The sequence below is a fragment of the Mycolicibacterium mageritense genome (genome assembly GCF_010727475.1).
Taxonomy (GTDB): Bacteria; Actinomycetota; Actinomycetes; order Mycobacteriales; family Mycobacteriaceae; genus Mycobacterium; species Mycobacterium mageritense.
In genome coordinates, this window is the sequence record NZ_AP022567.1 from 3,071,050 (window position 1) to 3,086,257 (window position 15,208).

Annotated in this window: 16 protein-coding genes; 7 read left to right on the top strand and 9 right to left on the bottom strand. The window is 68.0% G+C overall.

Going from position 1 to position 15,208, the window contains the following annotated elements:
• The first annotated feature begins 8 nt into the window (after window positions 1-8).
• Window positions 9-1,214, top strand: coding sequence for a benzoate/H(+) symporter BenE family transporter (locus G6N67_RS14575; RefSeq protein WP_036431446.1), 1,206 nt, complete (start codon window positions 9-11; stop codon window positions 1,212-1,214).
• Between the two features lie 21 nt (window positions 1,215-1,235).
• On the opposite strand, the gene G6N67_RS14580 is transcribed toward G6N67_RS14575, so the two are convergent.
• Window positions 1,236-2,282 carry a bile salt hydrolase gene (locus G6N67_RS14580; protein WP_036431448.1) on the bottom strand — a complete coding sequence of 349 codons (1,047 nt, stop codon included), beginning with the start codon at window positions 2,280-2,282 and terminating at the stop codon, window positions 1,236-1,238.
• A 68-nt stretch (window positions 2,283-2,350) separates the two neighbouring features.
• Between G6N67_RS14580 and G6N67_RS14585 the strand changes: the two genes are divergently transcribed.
• A complete protein-coding gene (locus tag G6N67_RS14585; protein ID WP_036431450.1) occupies window positions 2,351-3,184 on the top strand; it encodes a MerR family transcriptional regulator in 834 nt (277 codons plus the stop codon).
• A gap of 16 nt (window positions 3,185-3,200) precedes the next feature.
• On the opposite strand, the gene G6N67_RS14590 is transcribed toward G6N67_RS14585, so the two are convergent.
• Entirely contained in the window at window positions 3,201-4,604 is a 1,404-nt protein-coding gene (locus tag G6N67_RS14590; protein ID WP_036431452.1) for a flavin monoamine oxidase family protein, read from the bottom strand.
• Window positions 4,605-4,813: 209 nt separating this feature from the next.
• On the opposite strand from G6N67_RS14590, the gene G6N67_RS14595 reads away from it, so the two are divergent.
• Entirely contained in the window at window positions 4,814-5,545 is a 732-nt protein-coding gene (locus G6N67_RS14595) for a TetR/AcrR family transcriptional regulator (RefSeq protein ID WP_036431454.1), read from the top strand.
• Window positions 5,546-5,567: 22 nt separating this feature from the next.
• Here the strand turns inward: G6N67_RS14595 and G6N67_RS14600 are convergent, their stop codons facing one another.
• Genes G6N67_RS14600 through G6N67_RS14610 form a run of 3 tightly spaced genes read right to left on the bottom strand, consistent with a single transcriptional unit; the run spans window position 5,568 to window position 8,973 of the window.
• Complete coding sequence (locus tag G6N67_RS14600; RefSeq protein WP_051578639.1) at window positions 5,568-5,942, bottom strand: hypothetical protein; 375 nt, start codon at window positions 5,940-5,942, stop codon at window positions 5,568-5,570.
• Window positions 5,942-7,360 carry an APC family permease gene (locus tag G6N67_RS14605; protein WP_051578640.1) on the bottom strand — a complete coding sequence of 473 codons (1,419 nt, stop codon included), beginning with the start codon at window positions 7,358-7,360 and terminating at the stop codon, window positions 5,942-5,944. Before G6N67_RS14605 ends, G6N67_RS14600 begins: the two co-directional genes overlap by 1 nt.
• Window positions 7,360-8,973, bottom strand: coding sequence for an amidohydrolase (locus tag G6N67_RS14610; RefSeq protein WP_036431456.1), 1,614 nt, complete (start codon window positions 8,971-8,973; stop codon window positions 7,360-7,362). Before G6N67_RS14610 ends, G6N67_RS14605 begins: the two co-directional genes overlap by 1 nt.
• 69 nt (window positions 8,974-9,042) lie before the next feature.
• Here G6N67_RS14610 and G6N67_RS14615 point away from each other — a divergent pair, with 69 nt between their 5' ends.
• From G6N67_RS14615 to G6N67_RS14625, 3 genes are all read left to right on the top strand, one after another.
• Window positions 9,043-10,056 carry a LacI family DNA-binding transcriptional regulator gene (locus G6N67_RS14615; protein WP_036431458.1) on the top strand — a complete coding sequence of 338 codons (1,014 nt, stop codon included), beginning with the start codon at window positions 9,043-9,045 and terminating at the stop codon, window positions 10,054-10,056.
• Window positions 10,057-10,148: 92 nt separating this feature from the next.
• Window positions 10,149-10,565 carry a hypothetical protein gene (locus G6N67_RS14620; protein ID WP_036431460.1) on the top strand — a complete coding sequence of 139 codons (417 nt, stop codon included), beginning with the start codon at window positions 10,149-10,151 and terminating at the stop codon, window positions 10,563-10,565.
• Window positions 10,566-11,474 (top strand): NAD-dependent epimerase/dehydratase family protein, encoded by a 909-nt coding sequence (locus G6N67_RS14625; RefSeq protein WP_036431462.1) that lies wholly within the window; start codon window positions 10,566-10,568, stop codon window positions 11,472-11,474.
• Here G6N67_RS14625 and G6N67_RS14630 read toward each other — a convergent pair.
• Together G6N67_RS14630 and G6N67_RS14635 are read right to left on the bottom strand one after the other, a co-directional pair.
• Window positions 11,461-12,105, bottom strand: coding sequence for a cutinase family protein (locus G6N67_RS14630; protein WP_081812630.1), 645 nt, complete (start codon window positions 12,103-12,105; stop codon window positions 11,461-11,463). The two genes, G6N67_RS14625 and G6N67_RS14630, sit on opposite strands and share 14 nt — an antisense overlap.
• A gap of 197 nt (window positions 12,106-12,302) precedes the next feature.
• Entirely contained in the window at window positions 12,303-13,118 is an 816-nt protein-coding gene (locus tag G6N67_RS14635) for a crotonase/enoyl-CoA hydratase family protein (protein WP_036431464.1), read from the bottom strand.
• A gap of 19 nt (window positions 13,119-13,137) precedes the next feature.
• Between G6N67_RS14635 and G6N67_RS14640 the strand changes: the two genes are divergently transcribed.
• Window positions 13,138-13,683, top strand: a complete 546-nt coding sequence (locus G6N67_RS14640) for a TIGR03086 family metal-binding protein (protein WP_110798390.1) — start codon at window positions 13,138-13,140, stop codon at window positions 13,681-13,683.
• Here the strand turns inward: G6N67_RS14640 and G6N67_RS14645 are convergent.
• Both G6N67_RS14645 and hisC read right to left on the bottom strand, forming a co-directional pair.
• The gene (locus G6N67_RS14645) at window positions 13,680-14,141 is read right to left on the bottom strand and encodes a DUF4334 domain-containing protein (RefSeq protein WP_036431467.1); all 462 of its coding nucleotides are present in this window, start codon (window positions 14,139-14,141) and stop codon (window positions 13,680-13,682) included. The genes G6N67_RS14640 and G6N67_RS14645 overlap by 4 nt on opposite strands.
• Window positions 14,138-15,193: a histidinol-phosphate transaminase gene (hisC, locus tag G6N67_RS14650; protein WP_036431468.1), complete on the bottom strand. Its 1,056-nt coding sequence runs from the start codon at window positions 15,191-15,193 to the stop codon at window positions 14,138-14,140. Before hisC ends, G6N67_RS14645 begins: the two co-directional genes overlap by 4 nt.
• Window positions 15,194-15,208: the final 15 nt, after the last annotated feature.

Below are 15,208 nucleotides of genomic sequence, written 5' to 3' on the forward strand. Positions count from 1 at the left end.
GTCGGCGGATGGAGCAGGACGTCTCGAAAGCGGTTCCGATCGGCGCGGGCGTGGTGTGCGCGCTGGTCGGTTTCACGTCCTCGTTCGCGGTGGTGCTTGCGGGGTTGCGGGCAGCGGGCGCGAGTCCGGCACAGGCGGCATCGGGCCTGGTGGCGGTGAGCCTGGCGATGGGCGCAGCCTCGATGCTGCTGTCGTGGAGGTTCCGGATGCCGATCACCAGCGCGTGGTCGACGCCAGGTGCGGCGCTGCTGATCACGACCGGCGCAGTGGCCGGCGGATGGCCCGCCGCCGTCGGCGCGTTCGCGGTCACGGCGGCGCTGCTGTTCGCAACCGGGCTCTGGCCTGCGCTCGCGCGCCTTGTCACGCGCATTCCCACGGCGGTCGCGCAGGCCATGCTCGCGGGGGTGCTGCTCCCGCTGTGCGTCGCACCGGTCACCGCCCTGGCCCACGATCCGGGCGCGATCGCGCCGGTGCTGGCGGTGTGGCTGATCGTGCTCGCCGTCCGGCCCCGGTGGGCGGTGCCCGCCGCTTTCGGTGCGGCCCTGGTGGTGATCACGGTGACGCTGGTCCGGGAGCACAGCCTGCCCGCGGCCTCCGCGTGGATACCCCAGCTGCACGTCACGGCGCCGAGCCTGACCTTGCAGGCACTCACCGGCATCGCACTGCCGCTCTACATCGTGACCATGGCCGCGCAGAACATCCCGGGCGTCGCGGTCATGGCGGGGTTCGGGTTTCACGTCCCTTGGCGCCCGGCGCTTACGGTGACCGGAATCGGCTCGCTGCTGGCCGCGCCGTTCGGCGGGCACGCCGTCAACCTGGCCGCGATCAGTGCCGCGCTGGCGGCCGCACCGGACGCCGATCCGAATCCTCGGCGTCGCTGGATCGCCGGCTTCACGACCGGCGCGATGTACTGCGCGCTCGGCCTGGTCTCGACGGGGCTGACCGCGGCCGTGCTCGCCGCGCCGGACGGTGTGGTGCAGGCCGTCGCGGGTGTGGCGCTGCTGAGCGCGTTCGCCGGTGCCTGCGCGGGTGCCATGGCCGACGAATCGGCGCGAATCCCCGCAGCGGTGACGCTGGTCGTGGCGGCCTCGGGTACCACGGTGGCCGGGGTGGGCGCGGCATTCTGGGCGCTTGTGGTCGGCGTGATCGCTCACCGGCTGCTCAGGCCGGCGCCGAACCCTGCTCCTGAAACCAGTGCCGCTCCCGGAGGGTAGATCTGGGGACGCGTCGCGCGATTAGTCTTGTGCAGCAGCGGCTTTCGCCGCCGCTTCGAGTTCCGCCATGGCCTTGAGGGACAGGAACGTCATGGGACCGTTGTCGTCGAACCTGTCGGCGACGTTGCCCGCGATGCCGCCCTCGATCGCGAGTTTGCCGATCAGATCGAGCTTGAGCTGTGGGCTGCCCGCCGAGAAGTCGAGATCCGCCAGGTCGACCCAGACGATGTTGGGTCGGGTGGTGGACTCGTAGACGTACCGCTTGTTGGTCAGGTCCAGCACGGTCTGCCAGATGGTCTGTGAGGCGTCGGGCTTGCCCGGGTCGGGGATCCGGAAGGGCTGAGCGGCATTTCGGATCACCGAGAACATGGCGGCGATCGCCTCCACCTGAGTGTTCGGGGTGGGGAGCCGGCCGGCGTAGTAGCTGGCCCGGGCGAATCGGTCACTCGCCAAAGTCGATCCGGGGAGCGGCTGGTCACCGCCGAGGCCCGTGAACGACTTCACGAGCTCGAGTTGCCGGTCGAAGGTCGGTGAGTTGGTCATCACCGTGTAGTCCTTCGAGTGGTACACGCGGGCGTGCCCGTCGACGTATTCGATGATCGCGGAGTCGCCGGTCGCGTCGTCGAGTGCCAGGTGCAGGCCGGGTCGCACGCCGCCCGTGGGATCGTCCATCTGCACCACCTGCACGTCGGTCTCGGCGATCCACGCGACCGCGTCGGCCACGGTGGCGAAATTGTCCAGGAAGTACTGCAGCCAGATGGCCTGGCCGAGCTGAACCCGTGAGTCGTCGGGCTCGCCGTAGGTGGACTCGGCGAGCCACAGGATGTGCCCTGCCAGGCCGGCCTCGTTGATCCCGTCCACCGATGTGATGTCGAAGGCCGTCGCCACCACGCTGCCGTATTTCGAGGTCCAGGTGAGCTTGCCCGAGACGGCATCGTCACGTTCGACGCCGCGAGGCTGCTTCCACAAGTTGGTCAGCAGATCGCGGTGGAAGTCCATGTTCCTGCCGACCAGGACCGCATTCCCGGTCTTGTCGCCGGTGTCGGACCACATGACTCGCGTGCACATGCGAGTGACCCTATCGATGAACACCCCGACTTGACTCTCACGCCATGTGAGACCGCACGCTTGGTTTCGTGACAGACACCCCGAGCCTCATGTCCATCGGCAGGTTCTCCTCACTGAGCCGGATCAGCGTACGCATGCTGCGCCACTACGACATCCACGGCGTGCTGGTGCCAGCGGACGTCGACGAGTTCACCGGCTACCGGCGGTACGCGGCGACGCAACTGGCCGACGCGGCGGCGATCCGCCGCCTCCGGGACGTGGGTTTCGGCGTGTCCGCCATCGGAGCCGTGCTCGCCACCCGCGGTACCCCGGCCTACTACGCGGCGTTGCACGCGCAGCGCGCCGAACTCGCCATGGCCGCCGACGAAGCGCTCGCCCGGCTGCGTCTGATCGATCACCTGCTGTCCGAGAAGGAGCCCACCATGACCGACACCGTCACCGAAGAAATCATCCCCGCGCGCACCGTCGTGTACCTCCGGGGCACGATCGACAACTACGCCGCCGAAGGTCAGTTGTGGGAGCGGCTGTTTCCCGCGCTTCAGCAGCAAGGCATCACTCCCGTCGGCCTGGGCGGCACCATCGAGCACGACGACGAGTACCGCGAGGCCGACGTCGACGAGTCCGTGTTCGTGGCAGTGGCCGACGGCACCTCGGCCGCGGCGCCGCTCGGGGTGCTGACCACGGGGGAGCGGCGAGCCGTGGTCGCCACCGTCGTCGGGCCCTATCACGAGGCGATCTCGCGTGCCCACGAACTGATCGGCGCCTACGTCGCGGAACACAAGCTCGCGCTGTCGCGCACACCCGACGACCCGGCGACACACCACTTCAACGTGTACCTCAACGAGCCCGGTTCGGTGCCCGACGAACAACTGCGCACCAAGGTGTACGTCCCGGTGAACTGACCGGGGCGGTGGGCAGCTACAGCGCCGACCCGATGCGGGCAGCCGTGTCGGTGCCGATGCGGACGCCGCCGTCGACGTGGAGATATCCGGCGCCCTGAATGTCGGAGCTCGCGAAGTAGACGGGCCCCACGGGCTCGTTCTGGAGGTGACCCCACCGGCTGAGGCCGCCGAGGTCGTAGCTGCTTGCGTAGGCGCCGCGGGTGAATTCCTCACTGCCCCAGTCGGAAAGATAGAACGCGATCGGCTTCAGAGCTTCCTCGCCGAAGTACGCGGCGAAGGATTCCAGCACGGCTTCGCGGCGTCGGTCTTCGGGCAGCGCCCAGGTCTCGTCGGCGCGCTCGCTGACGATGAACCCGACGAGCATGCCGTGATCGTGGCCCGCGACGGTGTTGTCGTAGACCTCGCAGACGCGTTCGTGGGAAGCGAACCCGGTGCCGGACAGGCCACGGTCACGCCAGAACGGCCGCTCGTAGGCCGCCTGGGCCTTGATCACCAGGCCCATCGAATGATGTTGGTGGGCAACCTGCTGGGGCCGAGGCAGCGCTGGGGAGTAGTCGATGGTGGCGTAGAGGTTGGGTGGAATCGCGACGACGGCGAACCGCGAGCGGACGGTGACCCGGTCACTTGTGGTGATCACGGTGCCGGGTGCGCCGTCACCGTTCGACGCCCACTGCAGGCGCCGCACGGGGGTGGCAAGGTGCACGACTTCCGCGCCGAGTTCGGCGGCGATCTGCTCCGAGACGGACTGCATGCCGCCCACGACGCGTTCGTCGAGCAGGATGCCCTCGTCGATGAGGTGCTCGAACTTCTCGGCGGACGCGACCATCAGCATCGCCTGCAACAGCGAGAAGCAGTGGGACGGCTTGGTGAGCATCCCGGCCGCGATGTAGTGGTCGACGATGCGGATGGCCTCCGCGTCATCGGAGAGGCCGGCCAGCCAGGTGCTGAACTGGATTCCGTCGAGCTCGGCGGCTCGCGGATGGTTCCACGGGGCTGACGCGTCGATCTGCGCGGCCAATTCGTCCAACGCGTCGACCATCAACTGGATCTGTTGTTGCGTGGTGTCGGCGACCGGGAAGTCGCCGCGGAACTCTCGGCGTTCTCCGTCGCCGCTGATGTAGATGGAGTTGCCGTCCCGGTAGCGCGGAAAGGTCTCCTTACCCAGTTCCCGCAGGAGTGCCTTGAGCGCGTCCTGATCGGAGGAGACCCACTGCCCACCGATCTCGAAGAACTCGCCGTCGATCGTCTGCGACCAGGTGCGGCCGCCGACGCGGTCACGAGCCTCCAGTACGGCGACCGTGTGGCCGGCTTCCACCAGGCGGCGCGCGGTCACCAGGCCAGAGATTCCTGCGCCGATGACGACGACGTCCCGTTCCAGTTCCACGGTGTGCTCGGAACTGCTGGCGTTCGACAAGGTCATGGGGGTTCCTCTCAAGTTGGACCGGTGGTCGCGGTGAGTTGCGCAATGCTAGGAACGCCTTCGACGCCGACGGAACAGAAATCCGGTCGATGTTCGTTTGTCTGGCGGAAACGCGGTGATCAGCGCGGTCGGATCCGGTCAGGCTGTGTTCATTTTTGGCGTACGGTTCTGAGTGCACGGTCGACGATCACGCAGTGTTGGAGTTATCGATGCCGTCTGAGCGAGGTGCCGGCGACTCCGTCGGGTCGCTCCCGCCGAAGGCGCGCTCGAGGGGGCGTCCCCGCAGCCCGGTTCTCGACCCGGCCCGGATCACCGATGCCGCGTCGAGCCTGCTGCGCGCCGAGGGGATGCGTGGTCTGACGATGCGGTCGCTTGCCCAGCGGCTCGGCGTGTCCGTCGGTGCACTGTACAACCACGTGCCCTCGCGCGCAGGGCTTCTCGCAGCCGTGCAGGAGCGGTTCGCGGCCGAGCTCGACACCTCGGGCTTCGGGGTCGTCTCACTGCGGGAGGCGCTGGCGCGCTGGGCGTGGAGCTACCTGCGCCAGCTGCGTGAACATCCCGAGCTCGTGCCGGTGATCGTCGAAGTCCCCCTTGCGCAAGCGCCCCGGACATCGAGCATGTACCAACGTGTCATCGGGGGTTTCACCGCGGCGGGTTGGCCCGATGAGAGCGTCATCGCCTCGATGAGCGTGCTGGAGACGTTCATTTTCGGCGCGGCCTTGGATTCGCCGTCCCCCGACGATGTCTACGAACCCGAGGATCCGGCGCAGCTCCCACTGCTCGCGCGCACCTATGACGCGTTCGCCAGCGCCGTCGACCGCCAACAGGCACGCCCCCGCGACCTCATCTTCAGCATGGGCCTCGACGCCATCCTCACCGGGCTCCACCGGTTGTGGGGGACCGGGCGCGGCTGGGTAGACGTCAAAAGTGTTGGCGGTTAGGGCCGTTCGCTGCGATGCCCGGTCAGCTCAACACGATCCACGCGGCGATCAGGTAGCCGGCCGTCAGCATCACGAAGCCGGCGCGGTCGAGCCAGACCATGAGTGCGCAGTCACCGAGAGAAGGGCGCCAGGCCAGCGGGAAGAACAGCAGCGGCGCGAGCCATGAACCCGCGATCACGAACACGGTTGCAACAACAGGTAACCCAAGATCTGCTGCGCCCAGCGCAACCAGGATCGCACCCATGATCAGCAGGTCGAGATGGCCTTGGCGGATCCGCCGAGTGTCGACCATCCGCAGCCTGGTCCGCCATCGATCCGATCCCGCCGCCACCATGAGCCAACCGCTCAACACACCGACGGTCAGCTCGAGCACCCCGGCAGTGATGAGTGGACCCATCAGCCGACACTCGTAGGCTCGTCGGGCCGGACTGTGGCGAGCTGCTCGTACACCGCGGGGCGCCGTGCCCGCAGGATCCGGGCCACGACGACTCCGACGCCGAATGTCACCGGAAGTATCAGCAGCAGCACGGCGTTCGTGACGGAACCGGCGCCGGTGAGCAGATCGTAGTTGACAGCGATGAGCACGACCGTGCCGGCCAGCGCGGCGGTCGCGATGACTGGGGCGACGAGGCGGGTGAAGATGCCGTGGCCGTGCGGCTCACGGCGGAAGAACGCCACCACGGCGGCAGAGCACAGCGCCTGCAGCCCGATGATGCCCGGAATGCCGATCGCGTTGAGCCAGATGAACGTATGGGTGTAGGGGTCGGCGCCGGCGAGTGCGAACGCGACGACGATCACGGCTGCGGCCGCCGACACCGCGAGGCTGGCGGCACCGGGTGAGCCGGCCGGCGTGCGCCGCCCGAGCCAGGCGGGCAAAGCGTGTTCGTGCGCCAACGCCGACAGGTAGCGCGCGCTGGCGTTGTGGAAAGCGAGCGCGGCGGCCAGGGCACTCGTGACGATCAGCACGTGCATCGCGGTGGCGGCGGGCGCGCCCACCCACCGCTCGGTCGCGGTGAAGAACATTCCCGTGGGATCCTCGCTCGCCACGGCCACGGCGCGCTCGGGGCCGTACGCCATGATCGCGGCCCACAGCACGACGGTGTAGAACACTGCGAGGAACCCCACTGCGATGTAGGTCGATTGCGGCACAGTGCGTTTGGGGTTCTTGGCTTCCTCGCTGTAGATCGCGGTGGACTCGAACCCGAGGAATGCGCCGAACGCCAGCACGAACAGTGCGCCGACACCGGGGCCGAATATGTTGGCAGGGTTGAAACTTCCGAAGCTCAATCCTTCGGCGCCACCGGCAACCAGAACCGGCACCGCGAACAGCACCAGGATCAGCACTTCCAGTCCAAGCAGCACGCCGAGCACCTTGGCGCTCAGGGTGATGTTGAGGTAGCCCAATGTGCCGACGGTCAACCAGCCCGCGATCGCCCAAACCTGCCACGGAATGTCCACGCCTGCTAGTGACAACGCGGTGTCGTGCGCGAATACGCCGATTGCGGGGATGAAGCTGATGGCGATCAACACGTAGGACAACACCGCGACGAACGCCGCGCCCAGTCCGACAGTGCGGCCCAGCCCACGCGAGATGTACGCGTAAAAGGCACCCGGGTTGTCGACGTGACGGCTCATGGCGGTGAAGCCGACGGCGAAGACCGCCATGACGATGCCACCGAGTAGGTAGCCGCCGGGTGCCCCGACGCCGCCGAACATCACTGCGAGCGGCGAGACCCCGGACATCACGGCGAGTGGGGCGGCGGCCGCGACGACGAAGAAGACCAGATCCCAGACTCCGATGGAGCGGCGGTTCATCAGACATCCTCTCGGTGAACGATCTCGCCGTCGACGACGGTGAGCGGTATCGGCAGGTCGATCAGGTCGTCGGCGTCGACGCGTACTGGGTCGGCGGCGAACGCGGTGAGGTCGGCTCGAGCGCCGACGCGGATGCGCCCGCGGTCGTTCTCACCGAGAGCCTCTGCGGCCCAGGCGGTGTAGCCCAGCAGGGCCTGCTCACCGGTGAGCCGCTGCTCTGGTTCGAAGACGTGCCCGTTCCGGTCGCCCGGTGTGCGCCGCAGTCGCGCCCAGGCCATGCCGTACCGCGGGTCGGAATCGGCAACGGGCCAGTCCGAGCCGAGGCACACCGGCCCTCCGGCGGTGATGACGTCGGCCACCCGGAACGCCTGCGCGGCACGGCGCCTGCCGAGCCGCCGCGCGAATGCGTCGCTGTGGTCGGCCTGCCGCCATTGCATGTGTAGTGGCTGCATCGACGCCGTGACCTGCTGTTCGGCAAGGCGTTTCACATCGTCATCGGTGAGCAGTTCAAGGTGCTCCAGCCGGTGTCGCGCTGTGCCGTCGGCGTCGCGGTAGCAGTCGAGCACGAACGAGACCGCCTGGTCGCCGACCGCGTGTATCGCGAGTTGTATTCCCGCAGCGGTGTATTGGTGGATCACGTTGCGCAGCCGCTGCGGGTCGGGCCAGAACGGATGTGATCCGCACCCGCAGGTGTCCGGCTCGCGCAGCCATGCGGTGCCCGTGTCGATCACGCCGTCACTGAAGATCTTGACCATTCCGCTGCGCCACCGCCTGCCGCGGCGCGTGGCCAGCTTCACCAACTCGGCGACTCCCGCATCGTCGCGGTCAGGGTGATGCCACAGCGCTGCGACGAGCCGAACGGACAGCCGGCCGGTGTCCTCGAGCGCTGCGTAGGTGTCGAGCTGACCGGCGTCGGCATCCATCACCACGCCGCCGGTCACGCCAAAGCGGTTGAGCTCCTTCAATACACCGGCCAACCGATTCAGTACGGCTGCGGGGTCGGTCTCGGCCTGTGCGTCCATGAGTGGCAGGTAGGCAGACGGTTCCTTGAGTTCGCCGGTGGGGCGCCCCGTGTCATCGGTGACGACGGCGGCAGCGTCGGGAAACACTTCCCGCCCGGTCAGTCCGCTCTCGCGGATGGCCGCGGTGGACACCACAGCGGTGTGCAGGTCGTAGAAGACGCCGATGAACGGGCGGCGGCCGACGGCCTCGTCGATGAGTTGCGCGGAGATCCCGGTCTGCGCGAAGGCCGCGTAGTCGACGTTCCAGGCCCGCACCCATACGCCGTCGGGCGTCCGCGCCGCCTCGGCGCGCAATGCGTCACGTAGTCGGTCGAGGTCGGTGTGCCCGGCCACGTCAGCGCCCCGGGACAGTTCGGCGCCCCAGGCGGGGTGCAGGTGAGAGTCGATGAGACCGGGCGTGAGGCACGCGCCGCCCAGGTCGACGGGCTCGGTGCCCGGCGGCACCGTGGCCAGCACGTCCGCGGCGGAGCCGACGGCGGTGATCCGGCCGTCGGTCCAGCTGAGCGCTTCGGCGCGCGGCAGGTCGGGGTCGAGAGTTCGGATGCGGGCGTTCACCACGGCCCCAGACGTGACGGGGGACACAAATGTCATGGCGCCAAATCGTATACCTAAAACGTTTTGGGTCAACCCCTATATCGTTTTGGGCAGTAGGGTGGGGCGATGTCCCGGCCTCGCGTGACCATCCGCGAAGTAGCCGATGCGGTCGGCGTCTCGGTCACCACGGTGTCGCACGCGCTCAACGGGAAGGGCGAGGTCAGCGCGGCCACCGTGGAACGGGTACGGGCCGCGGCGAACCGGTTGGGATATCGACCGAGCGCGGCCGCACAAGCCCTGCGGCGCGGGCGCACGGGTTCCTTGGTGCTGATCCTGCCTCGCGAGGACGGCCGAGAAGTCGCGCGCCAGATCGTCGCGCTCGATTACTACATGGCCATCGCCGCCACTGCCGCCTCCGCGGCGTTCGAGCATCACCGTGCACTCGTATTGCCGCCCGAACTGACCTCGGCGGCGGACTGGGAGGCGCTCAACCCCGACGGTGTACTGCTGTGCGATCCCATCGCGTCGGATCCGCAGATCGATCTTCTGGAGAGTATCGGGATCCCGGTGGTGTCGATCGAGCGCGATGCCGGGCGGCCGCAGCAACGGCACTACGTGTCCGGCGACAACGCGGCCAACACCCGCCTGGTGTGTGACCACCTGCGCGCACAGGGCGCACGCCGGATCGCGCTGCTCACCACGGCCTGGACCAGAGCCTGGTCCATCGACATCGACCAGGCGTATTCGAAGTGGTGCCGTGACAACGGGTTTCCCGATCTGCAAGTGCGTATCCCGGTCCGGTTCGACCACCGTGCCACGTACGCGGCCACGAGTGAGCTGTTCGACCGCGACGATCCCCCCGACGCCATCTATGCGCCGGCCGAGGGCTACACCAGCGGCGTCGTGGCCGCCTGCCGGGACCGCGGCCTGCGGATCCCCCAGGATGTCCTGCTGGTGGGGGGAATCGACGGTCGCGAGGCCCGCGAGAACGATCCGCCGATCACCGCGCTCGACCTGCACCCCGACCGGCAGGCGCAAGCCGCAGTGGAACTACTCATCGACCGGATCGACGGGCGGGACGCGCCCGGCCCCGTGCATGTGACCAGTACGTTGCAGGTCCGGGCCAGCTCGACGCGGTAGCGTTGGCCACCCTCTGAGCCCGCAACCGGTACCCGGAAAAGCGCTTGAAATGGAGCCTGTTCGGAGACCTCTCTGAGGCCTATCGTGTGGGCATGGCGACCACAGCGACGCCGACCCGTTGGCGCTACGCCGACGTGGTGCTGGTGGTGTTCGGGATCTACTCGGTGACCCTCGGCCTGTTCATGCTCGTCGCGCCGGGCGCATTCTTCGAAACCCTGGGGGCTTTCGGGGTCCGAAACGACCACTACATCTTCGACAACGCGTCTTTCGAACTTCCGCTCGGTTTGCTGATGCTCGCGGCTGTGCGGCGGCCCGCATGGCAGGTGCCTGTGCTGGCGTTCGCGACGGCCCACTGGGCGCTGCACACGCTGAGCCACCTCGTCGACACCAACCATGCGGCGGGCGGTTGGGTGGGCTGGCTCGAAGCGGCGGGATTGCTGTTCACCACGGCGTTATTGGCAATTGCGTTGCGTGCCAGCATGTTCCGCGGTAAACGAGCGGGTGCCTAGATGCGAGTGCTGGTGGCAGGTGCGACGAGCGTTCCTGGCATTCCGCTGCTGCGGGAACTGACCGCGCGCGGTCATTCGGTCCGCGGCGTGACGCGGTCGCCCGCCAAGACCGCGCAGATCGCCGCGGCCGGAGCGGAGCCCGTGGTCGCCGATGTGCTCGATGCCGGCCAGATCGACACGGCGGTCGCGGAATTCGCGCCCGACGCGGTGGTGAGCCTGTTGACCACGCTGCCCAAGCTCGGGCCCAAGTGGATCAAGGATTTCGAACCCGCCAAACAGTTGTGGAGCCGCGGCGCGGGCAATCTGGTGGCGGCTGCGCAGCGTGCGGGGGTGCGCCGGATCGTCGCCGAGTCGGTGATCTTCGCGTACGGCTACGGGTCCACCGGGCCGGACCTGATGGACGAGACCGATCCCTATCCGGGCCCGCCGCCGCGCGGCGGCGGCGAGATGCTCGAAGCGCTGCGCGGCATGGAGCGCAACGTCGTCCGGTCCGGCGAGCACAGTGACACCGAGGGGATCGTGTTGCGCTACGGCGTCTTCTACGGATCCGGTGTCACACACGACGATTTGTTCCGCCGGCTCGCGAAATGGTGGGCCATGCCCGCGATGACCGGGAGCGGCGTGTTGTCGTGGGTGCACATCGACGATGTCGCGCGGGCAACGGCGGACGCGCTGGAGCGTGGGCGCGGCGGTGAGATCTACAACATCGTCGACGACCGGCCCCAGTCGTTCGGCGACTACATCCGTGAACTCAACGCCACGCTGAACCGGCCCAGGCCGTGGCCGGTTCCGCGCTCACTGGTCGGCCTCGTCGCGCCCTACCCGGCGACGGCGTTCGGCACCACGTGGCTGCCGCTGTCGAACGCGAAAGCCAAAGCGGAGCTCGGCTGGACGCCTATCGTCCGTTGACACGCTGTGCGACGAACGAGGCTGCCTGATCGGCCATTCCGTTGCTCGCGTAGAGGCTGTGCAGGCTCGCATCGCCCGGATCGGCCGAGCAGACCGGATCGCCGTCCACGCACATCTCCACGGTCTTGGCTGTGTAGCGGTGACCGATCGTGATCGGTGGTGCGGTGGACTGGATGGTGTTCATGAAGCCGTTGGACGGTTTGCCGAACAGCGCCACGGCCGCGACGTGATCGGCCACGTCGGCAGGCAGCGGCCCGGTAATGCCCTCCGGCAGTACGAAGTTCGCGGGAACCGAATCCGCGGTGATGTAGGCCGCGACCGCGGCGCCCTGTGAGAACCCGCCAAGCACGGTCTTGGTGCTCGGGCAGTCGGCGGCCGTTTGGCGGATCTTGTTGCTGGCGTCGATGATTCCGTCGGCCGCCCGCGGGAAGTCCAGCGATGCCGGGTAATTCACCGGGTACACCTCGACCGACTTGTCGCCGAGCTGGCGCGTGAGGGCGTCGACGAAGGCCTGCCCGGTGCCACCGACACCCGGCGGCTCGAACGTGCCGCGCGCGAACACCACCTCGACATCAGGGCACGGTGGCGCGGCGCTCGCGATCGGCGCGGCGAACAGTGACGCGGATACCATCGACAACGGCAATCCGGCGAGCACCGTCCGGATCAGGCATGAACTGAACAATCCCATTGCTGAACCCCCGGTCCGTCTGCACCCAATCGGCCGATTTCAGCTGCGGCGCCGAGCCGAGGGCGTCGGAATCTGTAGCACTACTAACCATAGGCGGGGATGGCTGAGCCCGCCACCGGGTTGTGGGTCAGCTCATACTTTTATTCGCCGGTGAACTGAGGCGCACGCTTCTGGAACATCGCGGTGACCGCCTCCGCGAGATCCTTCGACGGCAGGAACGCCGAGTTCCACGCGGCCACATAGCGCAGGCTCTCCGAGACCCGGGCGATGCGCTGCTGATCGAGCACGTCCTTGACACCCGCCACCGTCAGCGGCGGGTTGGCGGCGATCTCGGCGGCCGTGGCGTGTGCCGCGGCGAGCGACGCCTCCGGATCGTCGTACACGTCGTTCACCAGACCGATCTTCTCGGCGCGGGCCGCATCGATGTCTTTGCCCGTCAGAACCAGCTCCCGCAGGTGCCCGTCGGTCAGGATCAGCGGCAGCCGGGCCAGGCTGCCGACATCGGCGACGATGGCCAGCTTGGTCTCGCGCACCGAGAACTTGGCGTCGGCGCTCGCGTAGCGGATGTCGGCGGCGCTGATCAGGTCCACCCCGCCGCCGATGCACCAGCCGTGGATCGAGGCCACGGTCGGTGTCCGGCAGTCGGCGACCGCGCTGATCGCGCCCTGCATGCTCTGCAGCTTGGTGTGGAACTCCGCGCGGGCCTTCGCACCCGCGTCGAGTCCGGGCAGCGTCGCACCCATCGCGGGCAGGTCCAGTCCGTAGCTGAAGTTCTTGCCCGATCCGGTCAGCACGATCGCGCGCACCTCGGGGTCGGCATCGAGCTTGCCGAACACCTCGGGCATCTCGGCCCAGAACGCCGGCCCCATCGCGTTGCCCTTACCCGGACCGATCAACGTCACCTGCGCGACGTGATCCTTGGTCTCGATGGAAACGGACTCGTACGTGTCAGACATGCAGGCGACACTACCGAGTATGAACGAACTCGAATCCGCCGAGGCGACCCTCGGCGTACTGCAGACGGTCCTTCAAACCATCACTGACGACGACCTGTCCCGGCAGACCCCGTGTCGCGAATTCGACGTGGCGGCGCTGACCGACCACTTGCTGAACTCGATCACCATGATCGGCGGGGCCGCGGGCGCAGACATTCCCGAGCGCGACCCGGATGCCCCGGTCCGCGATCAGGTGCTCGCGGCGGCGCGGCCCGCCGTGGCGGCCTGGCAGCAGCGCGGGCTCGACGGCACCGTCCCGTTCGGTCAGGGTGAGGTGCCCGCGGCGATGATGGCCCGCATCCTCTCGCTGGAATTCCTGGTGCACGCCTGGGATTACGCGCGGGCCGTCGGGCAGTCGGTCGAGGTGCCCGATGCGCGGTCCGAGCCGGTCCTGCAGTGGGCCAAGGGCATCATCACGCCCGACGGGCGGGTCCGGGCGGGCTTCGACGATCCGGTCGAGGTGCCCGACGACGCATCGGGGCTGGACCGCTTGCTGGCGTTCACGGGACGCCGGCCGACGGCCTAGACGCGCTCGAGGAAGAAGTAGAAGTAGCGCCCGTTATCCAAGACGCCCTTGCCGTTCATGATGCCCATGACGGTGCGGTCGTCGACCTTCTTGAAGTGGTCGTGCGTGGGCTGGCCGTCGTAGACCATGGTCGCGGTCACCTGCCCGCGGAACTCCTCGAGCCACAGGCTGGCCTCACCCTTGCCGAGTTGGGTGTTGGAGAACTTCTGGCCGTTCTCGTCGAGACACACCAGCGGTTGCACGTCGGTCACCGATTTGAAGGTCTTGCCGAACCAGCGGGCCTTCTCCAGCAGGCCGTTCATCTTGTGACCTGTGACGAACTCGCCGCCCGACCACTCGCCCAGCATGAAATCGAGCGGCACCGGTTCGAGGACGGCCCAGAACGCGTCGAGTTCGGCGTCGGGGATCTGCCCTTCGCGGTTCTTGAACTCGTCGAACGTGCTGCGGGCGTTGCTCATCGTTGTCCTATCCAGCGGGTCGCGAATTCCAGGAACGCGTCGTTCTCGTGCGGTGCGGCGACGGTGACCCGGACGCCTTCCTCACCGTACGGTCGCACGATGATCCGGCTGTCTGCGGCCCGCGCCACGAAGTCCAGGGTGCGTTCGGCCAGCGGCAGCCACATGAAATTGGCCTGTGACGGCGGCACCGTGAATCCGGCATCGCGCAGCGTCGCGGTCACCCGCTTGCGTTCGGCGACCACCGCGTCGGTCCGGGCCAGGAGTTCCTCCGAGGCGTCGAGGCACGCGATCGCGGCGGCCTGCGAGAGGGTGGTCGCGCTGAACGGCACGTAAACCTTGCCCAGTGCGGTGATGATGTCCGGATCGGCCACCGCGTAGCCCACCCGCAGGCCGGCCAGCCCGTAGGCCTTCGAGAAGGTGCGCAGCACAACGACATTGCTGTGGGTCCGGACCAAACCGAGACTGTCGGGGGCCAGCCCGTCACGGATGTACTCGACGTAGGCCTCGTCGAGCGCGATCAGGATGTGCGGTGGCACCGCGGCCACGAACCGGGCCAGGGCGTCGGGCTCGACGACCGTGCTGGTCGGATTGTTGGGGTTGCAGATGAAGATCAGCCGCGTGCGGTCGGTGATCGCCGCGAGGATCGCGTCGAGGTCGAACACGTGATCACGCAGCGGCACCTGGACCGGGGTGGCGCCCGCCGTGCGCACCTGCAGCGGGTAGACCTCGAAGCTGCGCCAGCCGAACAGCACCTCGTCGCCCACGGTCGCGGTGATCTGGACCAACTGCTGGCACAGGCTCACCGAGCCGCAGCCCACCGCGATGTTCTCGGGCGCGAAGTTGACGTGCTTGGCCAGGTGCTCGCGAAGGTCGAGATAACCGTTGTCGGGATAGCGGTTGATGTTCTCGGTGGCCGCCAGGATCGCGTCCCGCACGCTGGGCAGTGGGCCGTGCACGGTTTCGTTGCTTGCGATCTTGATTGCGCCGGGGACGGTCTTGCCGGGGGTGTAGGCCGGGATCTCGGCCAATTCGGGGCGCAAACGGGCAGTCACCCGACCAGCATAGGG

Excerpts from the sequence above, each read along its gene's own strand:
- G6N67_RS14575 (WP_036431446.1), top strand. The coding sequence starts at position 9 with ATGGAGCAGGACGTCTCGAAAGCGGTTCCGATCGGCGCGGGCGTGGTG.
- G6N67_RS14580 (WP_036431448.1), bottom strand. The coding sequence starts at position 2,282 with ATGTGCACGCGAGTCATGTGGTCCGACACCGGCGACAAGACCGGGAAT.
- G6N67_RS14590 (WP_036431452.1), bottom strand. The coding sequence starts at position 4,604 with ATGACCTTGTCGAACGCCAGCAGTTCCGAGCACACCGTGGAACTGGAA.
- G6N67_RS14595 (WP_036431454.1), top strand. The coding sequence starts at position 4,814 with ATGCCGTCTGAGCGAGGTGCCGGCGACTCCGTCGGGTCGCTCCCGCCG.
- G6N67_RS14600 (WP_051578639.1), bottom strand. The coding sequence starts at position 5,942 with ATGGGTCCACTCATCACTGCCGGGGTGCTCGAGCTGACCGTCGGTGTG.
- G6N67_RS14605 (WP_051578640.1), bottom strand. The coding sequence starts at position 7,360 with ATGAACCGCCGCTCCATCGGAGTCTGGGATCTGGTCTTCTTCGTCGTC.
- G6N67_RS14610 (WP_036431456.1), bottom strand. The coding sequence starts at position 8,973 with ATGACATTTGTGTCCCCCGTCACGTCTGGGGCCGTGGTGAACGCCCGC.
- G6N67_RS14615 (WP_036431458.1), top strand. The coding sequence starts at position 9,043 with ATGTCCCGGCCTCGCGTGACCATCCGCGAAGTAGCCGATGCGGTCGGC.
- G6N67_RS14620 (WP_036431460.1), top strand. The coding sequence starts at position 10,149 with ATGGCGACCACAGCGACGCCGACCCGTTGGCGCTACGCCGACGTGGTG.
- G6N67_RS14625 (WP_036431462.1), top strand. The coding sequence starts at position 10,566 with ATGCGAGTGCTGGTGGCAGGTGCGACGAGCGTTCCTGGCATTCCGCTG.
- G6N67_RS14630 (WP_081812630.1), bottom strand. The coding sequence starts at position 12,105 with ATGGTATCCGCGTCACTGTTCGCCGCGCCGATCGCGAGCGCCGCGCCA.
- G6N67_RS14635 (WP_036431464.1), bottom strand. The coding sequence starts at position 13,118 with ATGTCTGACACGTACGAGTCCGTTTCCATCGAGACCAAGGATCACGTC.
- G6N67_RS14640 (WP_110798390.1), top strand. The coding sequence starts at position 13,138 with ATGAACGAACTCGAATCCGCCGAGGCGACCCTCGGCGTACTGCAGACG.
- G6N67_RS14645 (WP_036431467.1), bottom strand. The coding sequence starts at position 14,141 with ATGAGCAACGCCCGCAGCACGTTCGACGAGTTCAAGAACCGCGAAGGG.